The sequence below is a fragment of the Nesterenkonia sp. YGD6 genome, assembly GCF_022565895.1.
Lineage (GTDB): Bacteria > Actinomycetota > Actinomycetes > Actinomycetales > Micrococcaceae > Nesterenkonia.
Genome location: NZ_JAJOYY010000001.1, coordinates 563,996 through 578,025 on the forward strand (window position 1 = coordinate 563,996; position 14,030 = coordinate 578,025).

General features: G+C 69.3%; 13 protein-coding genes and 1 riboswitch. Of the genes, 5 read left to right on the forward strand and 8 right to left on the reverse strand.

What is annotated here, in order from left to right:
• Positions 1-4 precede the first annotated feature (4 nt).
• The 4 genes from dusB to LTI14_RS02535 form a co-directional block, all read right to left on the reverse strand.
• Positions 5-1,252, reverse strand: coding sequence for a tRNA dihydrouridine synthase DusB (dusB, locus tag LTI14_RS02520; protein ID WP_241475723.1), 1,248 nt, complete (start codon positions 1,250-1,252; stop codon positions 5-7).
• 11 nt (positions 1,253-1,263) lie between these two features.
• Positions 1,264-2,229, reverse strand: coding sequence for a GNAT family N-acetyltransferase (locus LTI14_RS02525; RefSeq protein WP_241463804.1), 966 nt, complete (start codon positions 2,227-2,229; stop codon positions 1,264-1,266).
• 182 nt (positions 2,230-2,411) lie between these two features.
• The gene (locus LTI14_RS02530; RefSeq protein ID WP_241463802.1) at positions 2,412-3,794 is read right to left on the reverse strand and encodes a glycine--tRNA ligase; all 1,383 of its coding nucleotides are present in this window, start codon (positions 3,792-3,794) and stop codon (positions 2,412-2,414) included.
• An 83-nt stretch (positions 3,795-3,877) separates the two neighbouring features.
• Positions 3,878-4,879 (reverse strand): DMT family transporter, encoded by a 1,002-nt coding sequence (locus LTI14_RS02535; RefSeq protein ID WP_241463800.1) that lies wholly within the window; start codon positions 4,877-4,879, stop codon positions 3,878-3,880.
• A gap of 62 nt (positions 4,880-4,941) precedes the next feature.
• Here LTI14_RS02535 and LTI14_RS02540 point away from each other — a divergent pair, with 62 nt between their 5' ends.
• The 4 genes from LTI14_RS02540 (at position 4,942) to LTI14_RS02555 (ending at position 8,460) form a co-directional block, all read left to right on the forward strand.
• Positions 4,942-5,187 (forward strand): RNA-binding S4 domain-containing protein, encoded by a 246-nt coding sequence (locus tag LTI14_RS02540; protein WP_241463798.1) that lies wholly within the window; start codon positions 4,942-4,944, stop codon positions 5,185-5,187.
• Between the two features lie 156 nt (positions 5,188-5,343).
• On the forward strand, positions 5,344-6,429 hold the full coding sequence (locus LTI14_RS02545; protein WP_342357711.1) for a glycosyltransferase family 4 protein: 1,086 nt from the start codon (positions 5,344-5,346) through the stop codon (positions 6,427-6,429).
• On the forward strand, positions 6,426-7,451 hold the full coding sequence (locus LTI14_RS02550) for a hypothetical protein (RefSeq protein WP_241475725.1): 1,026 nt from the start codon (positions 6,426-6,428) through the stop codon (positions 7,449-7,451). Before LTI14_RS02545 ends, LTI14_RS02550 begins: the two co-directional genes overlap by 4 nt.
• Before the next feature lie 4 nt (positions 7,452-7,455).
• Entirely contained in the window at positions 7,456-8,460 is a 1,005-nt protein-coding gene (locus LTI14_RS02555; protein WP_241475726.1) for a glycosyltransferase family 2 protein, read from the forward strand.
• On the opposite strand, the gene LTI14_RS02560 is transcribed toward LTI14_RS02555, so the two are convergent.
• Entirely contained in the window at positions 8,447-9,106 is a 660-nt protein-coding gene (locus LTI14_RS02560) for an alpha/beta hydrolase (protein ID WP_241475727.1), read from the reverse strand. The two genes, LTI14_RS02555 and LTI14_RS02560, sit on opposite strands and share 14 nt — an antisense overlap.
• 95 nt (positions 9,107-9,201) lie before the next feature.
• On the opposite strand from LTI14_RS02560, the gene LTI14_RS02565 reads away from it, so the two are divergent.
• The gene (locus LTI14_RS02565) at positions 9,202-10,092 is read left to right on the forward strand and encodes an SGNH/GDSL hydrolase family protein (protein WP_370642664.1); all 891 of its coding nucleotides are present in this window, start codon (positions 9,202-9,204) and stop codon (positions 10,090-10,092) included.
• A gap of 29 nt (positions 10,093-10,121) precedes the next feature.
• Here LTI14_RS02565 and metX read toward each other — a convergent pair whose 3' ends face one another.
• The 3 genes from metX to LTI14_RS02580 form a co-directional block, all read right to left on the reverse strand.
• Entirely contained in the window at positions 10,122-11,252 is a 1,131-nt protein-coding gene (gene metX / locus LTI14_RS02570; protein WP_370642665.1) for a homoserine O-acetyltransferase MetX, read from the reverse strand.
• 15 nt (positions 11,253-11,267) lie between these two features.
• Positions 11,268-12,680, reverse strand: a complete 1,413-nt coding sequence (locus tag LTI14_RS02575; protein ID WP_241470194.1) for an O-acetylhomoserine aminocarboxypropyltransferase/cysteine synthase family protein — start codon at positions 12,678-12,680, stop codon at positions 11,268-11,270.
• Between the two features lie 131 nt (positions 12,681-12,811).
• Positions 12,812-12,944: riboswitch (SAM riboswitch) on the reverse strand.
• A gap of 92 nt (positions 12,945-13,036) precedes the next feature.
• A complete protein-coding gene (locus LTI14_RS02580) occupies positions 13,037-14,020 on the reverse strand; it encodes a linear amide C-N hydrolase (protein WP_241470195.1) in 984 nt (327 codons plus the stop codon).
• Positions 14,021-14,030: the final 10 nt, after the last annotated feature.

Sequence of the window (14,030 nt, forward strand, 5' to 3'; positions counted from 1 at the left end):
AACCCTAACCGCCGGAGATGTCGACCTCTGCGGCCTGGATCATCTCGCGCTGCGCCTCGTCGAGCTCCTGGGACTCCAGCCAGTCCTGCGGCAGGTGCACCTTCTTGGGCGAGCCGGCGCGGCCGCGCGGGCCCTCGGCGTCGGCGCCGGGGTAGCTCAGGGTCTGATCCAGCTGCCCGAGCAGGTCCTCGAGCTGGGCCATGGATTCCACCGCGACCAGCTGGGTGCGCAGGTGCGAGCCCACCGCGTAGCCCTTGAAGTACCAGGCCACATGCTTGCGGATGTCCTGCATGGCCTTGCGCTCGTCGCCGTCGAAATACGGGATCAGCATCTGCGCGTGGCGAAGCAGGGTGGCGGAGACCATGGGCAGGTCTGGGCGGTGCCGCTCCGTCCGGCCCTCGAAGGCGGCCTGGAGGTCACCGAAGAGCCAGGGCCGGCCCTGACAGCCGCGGCCGACGACGACGCCGTCCACCCCGGTCTGCTCCACCATCGCCACGGCATCCTCTGCGGACCAGATGTCACCGTTGCCGAGCACCGGGATGTCGGGCAGGGATTCGCGCAGCGCGGCGATCGCGGACCAGTCGGCCTGCCCGGAGTAGTGCTGCCGGGCGGTGCGTCCGTGCAGGGCGACCGCGGCCACCCCGGAGTCGCGGGCGATCTTGCCGGCCTCTATGTAGGTGAGGTGGTCCTCGTCGATGCCCTTGCGCATCTTCACGGTCACCGGGATGTTCGCCTTCGACGCCTCTCGCACGGCGGTGGCGACGATGGACTCGAAGAGCCGGATCTTCCAGGGCAGCGCGGATCCGCCGCCCTTGCGGGTGACCTTGGGGACCGGGCAGCCGAAGTTCATGTCGATGTGATCGGCGCGGCCTTCTTCGACCAGCATCCGCACCGCGTGGCCGGTGGTGACCGGGTCCACCGAGTACAGCTGCACCGAGCGCGGGACCTCGTCGGGCTCGTGCTTGATGATCCGCAGCGATTCGGGCCGGCGCTCCACCAGGGCGCGGGCGGTGACCATCTCGTTGACGAAGAGCCCGCCGCCGTAGTCGCGGCAGAGCCGACGGAAGGCGGTGTTGGTGATCCCAGCCATCGGGGCCAGCACCACCGGGGTCTTCACCGTGATGGGTCCCAGGGTCAGCGGCGGCAGCAGCGCGGTGCCCTGCCCGCCGGCCCTCGGCGCGCCGTTCTCGAGCGCGCCGGTGTCCAGCACGCCGGTGTCCAGCGCGCCGGTGTCGGTGGCCTCAGCGGTCATGGGCTGCCTGCTCAGGCTGCGTCTTTGGCGTAGATGAGCGCCTCGAAGTCGTACTCGGCCTCGCCGGCGGCGATGAGCTCATCGGTGACGGTCTTCAGCGGCACCATCGCATCGTCGACCTCGACCTTGACCGGGAAGTGCGCGGAGAGCAGCGCGAGCATGGCGCGGCAGGCGGTCTCGGCGTCGGAGTCTTCCAACCCGGTGTTCCAGCCCAGCAGCACATCGGCGGGCTCATCGGTGCGCTCGGAGGTGTAGCTGATCGCGAAGGCCAGGATGCCGTTGTTCCCGCCGGCGCTGGTGTCGCGCAGCACCACCGCACCCGAGGCGCCGGTCTCCGGTCCGAGCAGCATCTGCTGGGCCTTGCCGACGGTCATCTCGGCGCGATCCCAGGCGTGCACGGTGTTGTAGAAGTCCGCGACCAGCTGGGTCAGCTCCACCGATCCGGTGGCGAGGTCTTCGAGGTCCAGTCCCGCGCTGTCCAGGTCCGGCAGCGAGATGGCGCCCGGCTGGACGACCACCTGCCTGGAGGCCTGGATCTTGGTGAAGCCGTTGTCCTTGAGGAAGCACTGGGCGGCGGAGCGCTTGGCCACGCGGGCCTTCAGCGACTGGACCGCGCAGTTGGGGACCTCGGCCTCGAGGATCTGCAACATCTGCGCGGCGACGCCGCGGCGGCGGTGCTCCGGGGCGACCTCGGCGTAGAAGGAGAGCCGGTCCGGGTGCAGCGAGGAGCGGAAGATCGTCGCGGCGGCCACGGGCAGGCCCGCGGCCTCGGCCACGATGCAGCGGGACCAGGGCTCGTTCGAGGAGGGCCGCAGCAGGCTGCGGTCCTGGTGGTGCATCGAGTTCTCCGGGTCGCCCCAGACCTGGAGCAGCTTCAGGTCATCGCCGTCGGCCCAGGGGCGCACGGTGAGACCGGAGTCCAGGGTCAGCCGGGCCGGGTTCATCGGGCGAGCCGCGGCGTCGTGCTCAATACTCATCACATTTCCTTAGACGAGACGGTAAGTGTCGTTCAGACCAAACAAGCCATGGTAGTCCCGCACCCGCGCCCGGACAAAGCTCACCCCTCACCCGCCCGCCATACCGGCTGTTCAGCGCCCGGACGTTCAGCCCAGGGCTGAGCGCGGCATGGTCCCAGCCACCGGACCACGCCGCAGCCGACTCAGCCGAGCAGCTTCACCGCCAGGTAGGACTGGACCTTGTCCAGCGAGACCCGCTCCTGGGTCATCTCATCACGGTCGCGGATGGTGACCGCCTGATCCTCGAGGGTGTCGAAGTCCACCGTGATGCAGAACGGGGTGCCGATCTCGTCCTGGCGACGGTAGCGGCGTCCGATGGCGCCGGAGTCGTCGAAGTCGATGTTCCAGTGCTGGCGCAGCTGCTGGGCCAGGTCCTGGGAGACCCCGGCGAGCTCGGGCTTCTTCGACAGCGGCAGCACCGCGGCCTTCACCGGGGCCAGCTTCGGGTGCAGCTTGAGCACGGTGCGGGTGTCCACTCCGCCCTTGGTGTTCGGCGCCTCGTCCTCGGTGTAGGAGTCCACCAGGAAGGCCATCATCGCGCGGGTCAGGCCGAAGGACGGCTCGATCACGTACGGGGTGTAGCGGGTCCCGCTGGCCTGGTCGAAGTACTGCAGCTTCGCGCCGGAGGCCTCGGTGTGGGAGTTCAGGTCATAGTCGGTGCGGTTGGCCACGCCCATGAGCTCGCCCCAGGCAGAGCCGGCGAAGTCGAAGCGGTATTCCAGGTCGATGGTGCCGGCCGAGTAGTGCGCGCGCTCATCTTCGGGCACGTCGAACTTGCGCAGGTTCTCCGGGTTCAGACCGAGGTCGATGAACCAGTTGTAGCAGGCGTCCACCCAGTGCTTGAACCACTCATCGGCCTCATCCGGGTGGGTGAAGTACTCGATCTCCATCTGCTCGAACTCGCGGGTCCGGAAGATGAAGTTGCCCGGGGTGATCTCGTTGCGGAAGGCCTTGCCGATCTGGCCGATGCCGAAGGGCGGCTTCTTCCGGGCCGAGGTCACCACATTGTTGAAGTTCACGAAGATGCCCTGGGCGGTCTCGGGCCGCATGTAGTGCAGCCCCTCCTGGTCATCCACCGGGCCCAGGAAGGTCTTCATCAGGCCGGAGAACTGCTGCGGCTCGGTCCACTTGCCGGGCTGGCCGGTCTCGGGGTCGCGGATGTCGGCGAGGCCGTTCTCCGGCGGGTGTCCATGCTTGGCCTCATAGGCCTCGATCAGGTGATCGGCGCGGTAGCGGCGGTGCGTGTGCAGCGACTCGACCAGCGGGTCGGAGAACGTCTTGACGTGGCCCGAGGCGTGCCAGACGGCCTGCGGCAGGATGATCGCGGAGTCCAGGCCGACCATGTCGCCGCGGCCGCGGATGAAGGTCTGCCACCATTCGGCCTTGATGTTCTCCTTGAGCTCGGTGCCCAGGGGTCCGTAGTCCCAGGCAGAGCGGGTGCCGCCGTAGATCTCTCCCGACTGGAACACGAAGCCGCGGCGCTTCGCCAGGGAGATGACTTTGTCGAGTGCGGTCTCTTTGGCCATGTGGCAGATACACCTCAGGTAGAACGGGGATGAACACAGATTGCGTCAGCTTATCGCGCGCACGCACCGGGTCCGAAAGCGGGTCAGTCTCTGGACTTCGGCCGCGGGCGCCCGCGCAGGATGTCGGGCAGGGACGCGAGTATCACCGCGATCAGGGTCAGCCCGGTGCCCAGCACGGTGGCGGTGGTGACCAGCGAGCCGGGCGTGGGCAGCAGCACGTCGAGCAGCAGCGAGCCCAGCAGCTGACCGGCGATCATGCCCATCGCGGCGATCAGCACCCCGACGCGGGTGACCAGCAGCGCGCCCAGGGCGATGAAGATGATCCCCAGCGGCCCGCCCAGGTAGTGCCACCAGGTCAGCGACAGGGCCGGCTCCACCCCGCTGACCAGGGCCTTGCCCGCCCAGACCAGCAGCAGGAACAGCGTGCCGGCGAGGAAGTTGAACAGCGTCCCCGGCGCCGGGGACGCGTAGGCCGCAGAATGGCGACCGTTGATCGCCTGCTGGGCCGCCTGCAGGAAGCCGCCGGAGAGCGGCAGCAGCACCAGCGCCAGCCAGGCCGGCCCCTGCCCGGAGGCGGCCAGCTGCGGGGAGACCGCCCACAGCACGGCCAGCACGGTCAGCGCCGCGCCGCCGACCCGGAACGGGTTCAGCCGCATCCGCCCGGCAGGCCCCAGCCCGATCCGGTCCCAGAGCAGTCCGCCCAAGGTCTGTCCGGTGACCACGGCCACGGTGAACACGGCCACGCCGATCAGCCCGATGGTCAGCGTCTGGGTGAGCACGAAGTAGGCGCCCACGCAGCCGGCCAGGAAGTACCACCAGCGAATCCGCCCCTCCCGCACCGCCGGGGCCACCCGGGCGATGGCCCGTCGGCCGCGGCCTGTGCCGAAGGTCACCAGGACCAGGATGATGCTGCCCACACTGAAGCTGATGGTCGCCGCGAGCACCGGGTCCCCGATCTCGGTGGTCAGCGCGGCATTGACCCGCCCCTGGGCGGGGATCGCCGCACCCGAGGCGAGCATCAGCAGAAGCAGGAAGACCCAGACCAGCGGGGAGCGGGGGCCCGCTGCGGGCTCGGCAGAACTCATGGGCTCACCTTATCCAGACCACTCCCCCACGCTTCACCGGGCGCGCATGACAGACTTGGGCCATGAGCCGAGAAGTGTCTGAGATCCCGATCCGCGATGAGTCCATCCGTCTGGGTCAGCTGTTGAAGCTGGCCGGGGTGGTCGAGAACGGGGCGATCGCCCGCGAGGTGATCGACTCCTCCGGTGTCCGCGTCGACGGCGAGGTGGAGACCCGCCGCGGCGCTCAGATCAAGCGCGGACAGCTCGTGGAGTTCGACGGCGAGCCCTTCGGCCTGCCAGCCGCGCGACTCATGCCCGTTCAGGGCTGACGGGGCTGAATCCGCCTCCCTGAAACCGCGTGTACAGTGCCTCTATGGGCCGGGTGCGCGCGTGTGCGCCGGGCCTCACATGACATTTTCTGCGAGGTGCCTGCCGGTCTGAGATGACCGGCGCCGGGGGGCTGCGTCTCGCCCTGTGAACTAGGGGTGCGGTTGCGCATTTGCATCATCGCTTCGAGCCAGTTTCCCATTCGGGAACCCTTCGCCGGGGGGCTCGAGGCCTTTACACACACGGTGGCAAAGAAGCTCATCGGCAGAGGTCATTCGGTGACGCTGTTCGCCGCAGGCGGCAGCGACCCGGAGCTCGGCGCCCAGATGCTCCTCCCGGAGCGGCTGGAGCTGACCGCCGCTGCCCGCTCTGACGTGGGCGCGATGCCGGCGGACTGGATGCAGCAGCACCACGCCTATCTCGGCCTGATGCTGCGACTGGCGGAGTCCAAGGACTTCGACGTGGTCCACAACAACTCGCTGCACCACCTTCCGGTCGCGCTGTCATCGTTGATCCCGATGCCGGTGCTCACCACCTTGCACACTCCACCGACCCCATGGTTGGAATCCGCGATGAACTACGCCGCGCCCTCCTCGGTGTTCACCGCCGTGAGTTCCGCCACGGCCAAGGCCTGGGCGAGCTCAGTGGCGTCCAGCGTGATCCCCAACGGCGTCGACACCGACGTGTGGCATCCCGGCCCTGGCGGCGACGGATGCGTCTGGACCGGGCGCCTGGTGCCCGAGAAGGCCCCGCATCTGGCCATCGACGCGGCGCGCGCCGCCGGTCGCAGCATCACCCTGGCGGGCCCCATCATGGACCGCAGCTACTTCGAGGGTCAGGTCGAGCCCCGGCTCGGCGACGACGCGGTGCATGTGGGGCATCTGCGCCACGCTGAGCTGGTCGAGCTCGTGGGCTCCTCCGCAGTGGCCGTGGTCAGCTCCCAGTGGGATGAGCCCTACGGCCTGGTGGCGGCTGAAGCCATGTCCTGTGGGACGCCTGTCGCGGCCTTCCCGCGCGGCGGGCTGGTAGAGATCGTCACCGAATCCTCCGGGGCCCTCGCCGCGGACGGGTCGGTGGCCGCCCTCGCCGAGGCGATCACCCGGGCCGCACGCTGCGATCGCACCCCGGTCCGCCAGCGCGCCGAGGGAGATCTCTCGCTGGAGCGGATGGTCGACGAGTACGAGCAGCTCTACACCCAGATGGCTATGGAAGCCTCCCCGCAGCCCAGCGCATCAGCGCGATGATCGGCTGGTACATCCACCATCAGGGCCGCGGACACCTTCACCGCGCCAGCGCCGTGGCTCATGCCGCCGCCGCGCGCGGGGTCCGCATCACGGGGGTCTCCTCGCTGCCCCCGCCCGCCGACTGGCCGGCGGACTGGCTCCAGCTGGACCGCGATGACGCCCCAGAGCCGGACGACGGCGGCAGGTTCCGCGAACCCACCGCCGCCGGCGCGCTGCACTGGGCCCCCCTGCACCACTCCGGGCTGCGCCGGCGCAGCGCGCAGGTCTCGGCCTGGATCGATCACGCCGCACCTGAGCTGCTCGTGGCCGATGTCTCGGTGGAGATCGCACTGCTCGCCCGGCTCCACGGGATCCCGGTGGTCACCGTGGCGCTGCCCGGCGACCGCAGCGATCCTGCGCATCGGCTGGGCTATTCGATCTCCTCGGCCGTGGTGGGGATGTGGCCCGCGCAGGCCACCGAGATCCTCGCCGGGGCACCCGACGTCCAGGCGCTGGGCGGGCTCTCCCGCTTCACCCCGGACGGGACCCCGGTTGAGAACCAGCAGCTCGAGGTCCTGGTGCTCAGCGGAGGCGGCGGCGGCGCGGTGAGCGCCGCGGCGATCGCCCAGCTGCGCCGGACCCTGCCGCAGGCGCGACTGCGCATCCTGGGCGGCGAGTCCTCCTGGGAGGCCGACCCCTGGCCGCTGCTGAAGCGCGCCGACCTGGTGCTCACTGCGGCCGGGCAGAACTCCATCGCCGAGGTCGCCGCCAGCCGCACCCCCGCGCTGGTCACCGCGCTGGACCGTCCCCACCAGGAACAGGCCCATATGCTCGCCGCACTCGAACGCGGCCCCTGGCCGGCGGTCCGCGCCCCCGCGCCCGACGACGACGCCGGCTGGGACCGGGCCGTGGCGCATACGCTCAGCCTCGACGGTGCGGACTGGACCAGCTGGTGCGACGGCGCTGCCGCGGACCGGTTCGCAGCGCTGCTTCACTCGATGCTCGCCCCCACGCGCAGGACCTCGCCGACGGCACCGAGGTGACCCGATGAGCAGGCCCAGCCCCACAGGACCACCCAGCCCCACCGGACCATCCAGCTCCCCGGGACCTTCCAGCCGACCCAGGACGACACCGCGCGCCGTCGTGGTCACCGCCGTCCATTCCCGGCACACCCATCTGCGCCGTCAGCGCACCGCGCTGGCACTCAGCGATCAGTCCCCGGTGGCGCACGTGGTGGTGGCCATGGAGGACCCGCAGATCAGCGCGCAGCTGGCGGTGGATCAGCCGACCAGCAACAGTCCGGTCAGCGACAGCACGGCCAGCGACAGCGCGGCCAGCGACAGCGCGGCCCGGGCCGACGCCGGGCTGTCCACCCAGGTGCTGGAGATTCCGCGCAGCTCAGGCCGGCTGCCGCTCGCCGCGGCCCGGAATCTGGGCGCCGCACGGGCCCTCGAGCAGCTCAGCGGACCCGATGACCTGCTGATCTTCCTGGATGTGGACTGCATCCCGGACCCCGGACTGATCAGCGCATACATCGAGGCCTCGCGGCTGCGGCCCGAGGATCTGCTCTGCGGACCGGTGGCGTATCTGCCCGAGCTCCCCGGGGAGGTGCTCGACGCGGCCACGGCAGATCAGCTCGCCGAGTGGGCCGCGCCGCATCCGGCACGGCCGGCACCGGCACCCGGGGAGATCCTCACCCATGGAGAGCATGCGCTCTTCTGGTCATTGTCCTTCGCGGTGCGCCGGATCGTCTGGGAACGGATCGGCGGATTCGACGAGGCCTATACCGGCTACGGCGCCGAGGACACCGACTTCTCCTGGCGGGCCAGAGCTCGCGGAGTCGAGCTGACCTGGGTGGGAGGGGCCTGCGCCTACCACCAGCACCATCCGGTCTCCCGGCCGCCGGTGGAGCATCTCACCGACATCCTGCGCAACGGTGCCATCTTCGCGGACCGATGGGGACACTGGCCGATGGAGGGCTGGCTGCAGGAGTTCGAACGGCTGGGGCTGGTACGGCGCGACGGTGAGGACTGGGTGCTCAGCGAGAGTTGAGCACCGTGTGGGTCAGGAACTCCCCCACGTGACTGATCTCCTGCGGCACGACGCCGTGCCCGGCCCCGGCGTAGAGCACCTTGGTCAGCTTCACCGACTTGGTCGCCCAGCCGTGGGTGTACTCCACATGCTCCGCCGGAATGATCGGATCATCCTGGTCGCGGCCCCAGAAGAACGGCACCTTCGCGGAGGCCAGCGCCTCGTCGTCGAAGTAGTCCTCGATCCCCTCTCCTCGGGTGGGGTCCACGGCGAAGCCGGAGAGCCCGACGACGGTGGCGAACTCCTCAGGCCGGCTGCGCAGCAGCGAGGTGGCGACCGCCATCCCCATGGAGAATCCGAGCAGGCTCACCGAGCTGTGCTGGTCCTTGACCGCGGCGATCCACTCCCAGAGATCCTCCACCGCCTCGCGTGCGGCCGATGACGAATAGGCCAGCCGCTCGACATCCAGGTCGAACCAGGTGTAGCCGCCGACCTCCATCTTCACCGGCGCGCGCACGGAGGCATAGGTGAAGCCGGCGGGCAGCCCGGGGACCAGTCCCATCAGGTCCTGCTCGTGGGAGCCGTAGCCGTGGAGCAGCACCACCAGCGGGGTGCCGGCGCGGTCCTCGGGTTCGCGGGACCAGGCGACGTGCGGTGAGGCAGACATGAAATGACCTTTGCGTGACGGGAAGGGTGACTGACCCACTCTAATCAGCCCATGGGTGGATGCATGAAGAGGGGGTGGTCAGCGACAATGTCCGGGTGAACGAAACTGATGAGACCCTCGAAACACCAGACCTGCCCGCCGACGCCGAGATCGCTGAGACTCCGCGGCACCCCTGGACCCGCTACGTGGCCCTGGGGGACTCCTTCACCGAAGGCATCGGGGATCCCGATCAGACCCGACCGGGCTACCACCGCGGCTGGGCGGACCGAGTGGCTGAGGAGCTGGCCCTCGGTGCCGCCGCCGTGGAAGGTTCTCCCAAGTTCTCCTACGCCAACCTGGCGGTGCGCGGAAAGCTCATCGGTCAGATCCGAGACGAACAGCTCGCCCCGGCCCTGGAGCTGCGCCCGGACCTGATCACCCTGTGCGCCGGCGGCAATGACGTGATCCGGCCCGGCGGGGACCCCGATGAGACCGCCCGGATCCTGGACACCCTGGTGCAGATCCTGACCACCACTGGGGCCACCATCGTGCTGTTCAACGGCCCCGATGTGCGCGAGACCCCGGTGGTCGGCTCGATCCGCGGGAAGGTGGCGATCTTCAACGAGAACGTGCGCACCATCGCGGCCCGGCATGACGCCGTGGTCGCCGATATGTGGTCCCTGCGCGAGCTGACCCGCCCGGAGATGTGGGACGACGACCGGCTGCACTTCTCCGCGCTGGGCCACCACACGATCGCCCGCATGGTGTTGGAGACGATGAACGTCGAGCACGATCTCAAGCCCTCGGAGCCGCGCCCGGTTCCGGTGCGGAGCTGGCGTGCGGCCCGGGTGGATGACGCCGTCTGGGCGCGCCACCACCTCTTCCCCTGGGTGGTCCGGCGGCTCCGCGGGAGGTCCTCCGGGGATGGGATCTACGCGAAGCGACCGACCTTCGAGCCGCTCTTCGGCGGGTCCATGCCCCCGGGTGGCGGCGTCGACGACGCCTGAGCCGCCGGAGGTTCAGAGCCGCCGGAGGTTCAGAGGCGCAGGGGCGCGCGGCTCCCCAGCTGGAGAGTCTCCCGCATGGCGTCGCCGAGCTGCTCCGCGCTGGTGAGGAATCCGTCGTGGCCGATCGGAGAGTCGATCATGTGCACCTGATGGTCCCCGGGGATCGCGTCGGCGATCTCCTGGGACTGTTTCGGGAAGTACAGCCGGTCCGTGGTCACGGCCGCCAAGAATGGCGCCGCGGTGACCCCGGCGAGCGCCTGGTCCACTCCCCCGCGTCCGCGGCCGACGTCGTGGCTCATCAAGGCCTCGGCGAGGACGATGTAGGCGTTGGGGTCGAAGCGCTGGAGCAGCTTCTCGGCCTGGTGGTCCAGGTAGGACTCCACCTGGTAGCGCCCGCGCCTGCGCTGGGACCAGCCGACGGGGTCTTCCATGCCCTGGGCGGAGCGGCCGAAGCGCACCGCCAGCTCGTACTCCGCGCGGTAGGTGATGTGCGCGATCCGGCGCGCCAGTCCCAGCCCGGCCTGCGGCGCCGGGCCGCCGTAATAGTCGCCGCCGGCGAAATGGGGATCGTTCTCCACAGCCAGCACCTGGGCCTGGCCGAAGGCGATCTGCTCCGCGGTGGAGGCCGCTCCGCAGGCGAAGACGGCCACGCCTTCGACCATCTCCGGGTAGGTCACGGCCCATTCCAGCGCCCGGGCGCCTCCCATGGATCCGCCGATCACCGTGTGGAACTTCCGAATGCCCAGGGCATGAGCCAGCCGGGCTTCGAGATGCACGGAGTCGCGAATGGTCACGAAGGGGAATCGGGAGCCGTAGGGCTTCCCCTCGGGATCCAGGGAGGCGGGTCCGGTGGAGCCGTAGCAGCCACCCACCATGGCCGGGGCGATCACGAACCAGCGCTCGGTGTCGATCGGGCGGCCCGGTCCGAGCAGCCCTTCCCACCATCCGATGGAGGCATCCGCCGCGGTGGCGGCGACGTGGGAGTCACCGGTGAGGGCGTGGGCGACCAGGACGGCGTTGCTGCCGTCCTCGTTCAGCGTGCCCCAGGTCTCGTAGGCGAGGGTGACTTCGGGCAGCCGCCCGCCGGCCTCGAAGGTGTACGCGCCGACCTCAGCGGTCTTCAACGCACCGGCGGGCCTGTTCCCAAAGTCATTCAGCACCTGATCACCCTAACCTCAGACCGCCGCTGCGGTTTCTTGCTTCGTCACATTGTCCGCGCCGGCCTCCGCTGCCGCGTTCACAGCGCCCTGGGCGGCCTTCTCGAAGCCCTGGTCCAGATCGGCGATGATGTCGTCGATATGCTCCAGGCCCACCGAGAGCCGGACCAGTCCGGGCTTGACTCCGGCGGCGCGCTGCTCGGCGTCGCTGAGCTGGCTGTGCGTGGTCGAGGCGGGGTGGATCACCAGGGAGCGGACGTCGCCGACATTGGCCACCAGCGAGTGCAGCTCCAGCGCGTCCACGAAGGCCTGGCCCGCCCGGGCCTGACCTGAAGCGTCGTGGGCTGCTCCTCCGGCGAGCTCGAAGGACAGCACCGCCCCGGATCCGCGGGGCAGGTACTTCTGAGCGCGCTCGAAGCAGGGGCTCGAGGGCAGACCGGAGTAGTAGACCCGTCGCACGGCGTCATGGGCCTCCAGGTACTCGGCGACCTTCTGCGCGTTCTCGACATGGCGTTCGATCCGCAGCGAGAGGGTCTCCAGCCCCAGGTTGATCTCGAAGGCGTTGTGCGGGGACAGTGCCGGACCGAGGTCGCGCAGCAGCTGGACCCGGGCCTTGAGGATGAAGGAGAGGTTGACCCCGAAGATCCCGTCGGCGCCGAGATCCCGGCCGAAGACCAGCCCGTGGTAGCTCTCGTCCGGGGTGGAGAAGCCGGGGAAGCGCTCCGGGTGGGCGAAGTAGTCGAAGCGCCCGGAGTCCACGATCACCCCGGCGATGGCCGTGCCGTGGCCGCCGAGGAATTTGGTGGCCGAGTGCACGACGACGTCGGCGCCGAAGTCGATCGGCTTGATCAGGTATGGGGTGGTCAGCGTGGAGTCGATGATCAGCGGTGCCCCGAACTCATGCGCCACCGAGGCGACGCCTTCGATGTCCAGCACGTCCCCGCGCGGGTTCGCCACGGATTCGCCGAAGAAGGCGACCGTGTTCTCCCGGGTGGCGGCGCGCCAGGATTCCAGGTCATCGGGGTCCTCCACGAAGGAGACCTCGATGCCGAACTTCGGCAGGGTGTGCTTGAAGAGGTTCTGTGTGCCGCCGTAGAGGGTGGGTGAGGCGACGATGTGGCTGCCGGCCGAAGCGATGTTCAGCAGCGCCAGCGTGGTGGCAGCCTGTCCGGAGCCGACGGCGAGCGCCCCGACTCCGCCTTCGAGGGCGGCGATCTTATCCTCCACCGCCTGGACGGTGGGGTTGCCGATGCGCGAGTAGATCGGGGCGATCTCCTCGAGTCCGAAGCGGCGCGCGGCGGCGGCGGTGTCCGGGAAGACGAAGGAGGTGGTCTGCTGGATCGGCAGCGCCCGTGCTCCGGTGACCGGGTCGGGGGCGACTCCGGCATGGATCTGCTGGGTCTCGAACTGCCAGGTGTTCTCGTTGCTCAAAGGATTCTCCGTTCAATGCGGCCCAGGAACCGGGCCGGATGTGAACGTCGCTGCCGGTGGTCGAGCTTCCGGCGCTGAATCCTGTACGGCCCTGTCCTGAGGACTGGGATGTTGGGCCCGCACTGGTGTGTGGCCCGCGCTTGCTGAGTGAGTCGGTGAATTGCTTCACTGACTGTTTCAGCCAGGTCGTCACCCGGGGCACCCCACCGCGAACTGGAGGGTTGCCGGCCAGCAAACCGGGGTTTTGCGCTGGCACTCTTGACCTAGGACCAAGTCTGCATCGCGGAATGCTTCCTTGCAAGTGCGGGCCAGGGGTCGGGTTCGCAGTTCGTCATGTTCGGCCACCCTGCCGCGAGTCACTCCGGCCCGAGGAACGCGAACGGCTCCGCGGGCTCGAAGAGATCACTGACGTCGCCGGCGTGGCCGTCGGGCGGGCCATCAGCAAGATCCATGCGGCGGACACCTGAGCCTTCTCGCAGGTCGAGTCGGTCCAGGGACACCCAGATGACGCTGGGCCGCAGCGCGGAGTCGAAGAAGTAGCGACGGTCCTTGTGGTCCGCCACGGTGCGCCACTGGGTCGAGGAGATGTTCGGCTGCCCCGGAGTGCTGATCCCATAGGGGACCGACGCGTTGCGGATCACCCCGAACACCGACGCGGTCGCGATGGTGCGGTCTTCCACCTGCGGCACCGCGTTGATGTAGAAGCTTGCCCGGACATAGCGGTCGGCGGCGCGATTGGTGCCCGGGAGCATGACGGTACCGCCGATGCCGCGCCAGTAGGTGTCGATCGCCAGCTGTTGAGCGAAGGGCGGTGAATTGGTCATGACCTGGTGGGTGCGGTCGTGGTGTATCTGCAGCGTCCCGTCCAGGTACTCACAGATGGCGCTGTCCCCGGAGGCATCCGAGATCGACAGGTGCATGGTCGCCTGGCGCGGCTGCCCTGGCACGCCGGCGGTGACCACGGCGAAGTCTTCACGGGCGAGTGATTCGACCGCCTCCGTCACGGTCGCGAAGCTGTCCAGCACGTACTGGGCCCAGGCGCCGAGGGAGAGCTTCGGCCGGGCATCGTCGAGCCCCGGGTAGCGCGACTCGACCAGCCACAGGGCATTGGCGACCAGCCCCCGCTCGTTCATCCCATCGGTGGTCGAGATGTCATAGCCGGAGGCGATCACGCTGCCATAGCGGGACGTCCAGGTCAGCGACTCCGACCCGGCTCCTCCCTCGCGCGGCAGCCCCCGGGGGAAGACCCACAGATTCGTCCCCAGGTCGGCGTTCCAGTCCATGGAACGGGCCGTCAGCACACGATCCTGCTCGCCCAGGTAGACCACACGTGTGCACATCAGACTGGCC

What these genes read in the sequence shown, in the direction of transcription:
- dusB (WP_241475723.1), bottom strand. Translation starts at nt 1,252, where the DNA reads ATGACCGCTGAGGCCACCGACACCGGCGCGCTGGACACCGGCGTGCTG.
- LTI14_RS02525 (WP_241463804.1), bottom strand. Translation starts at nt 2,229, where the DNA reads ATGAGTATTGAGCACGACGCCGCGGCTCGCCCGATGAACCCGGCCCGG.
- LTI14_RS02530 (WP_241463802.1), bottom strand. Translation starts at nt 3,794, where the DNA reads ATGGCCAAAGAGACCGCACTCGACAAAGTCATCTCCCTGGCGAAGCGC.
- LTI14_RS02535 (WP_241463800.1), bottom strand. Translation starts at nt 4,879, where the DNA reads ATGAGTTCTGCCGAGCCCGCAGCGGGCCCCCGCTCCCCGCTGGTCTGG.
- LTI14_RS02540 (WP_241463798.1), top strand. Translation starts at nt 4,942, where the DNA reads ATGAGCCGAGAAGTGTCTGAGATCCCGATCCGCGATGAGTCCATCCGT.
- LTI14_RS02550 (WP_241475725.1), top strand. Translation starts at nt 6,426, where the DNA reads ATGATCGGCTGGTACATCCACCATCAGGGCCGCGGACACCTTCACCGC.
- LTI14_RS02555 (WP_241475726.1), top strand. Translation starts at nt 7,456, where the DNA reads ATGAGCAGGCCCAGCCCCACAGGACCACCCAGCCCCACCGGACCATCC.
- LTI14_RS02560 (WP_241475727.1), bottom strand. Translation starts at nt 9,106, where the DNA reads ATGTCTGCCTCACCGCACGTCGCCTGGTCCCGCGAACCCGAGGACCGC.
- LTI14_RS02580 (WP_241470195.1), bottom strand. Translation starts at nt 14,020, where the DNA reads ATGTGCACACGTGTGGTCTACCTGGGCGAGCAGGATCGTGTGCTGACG.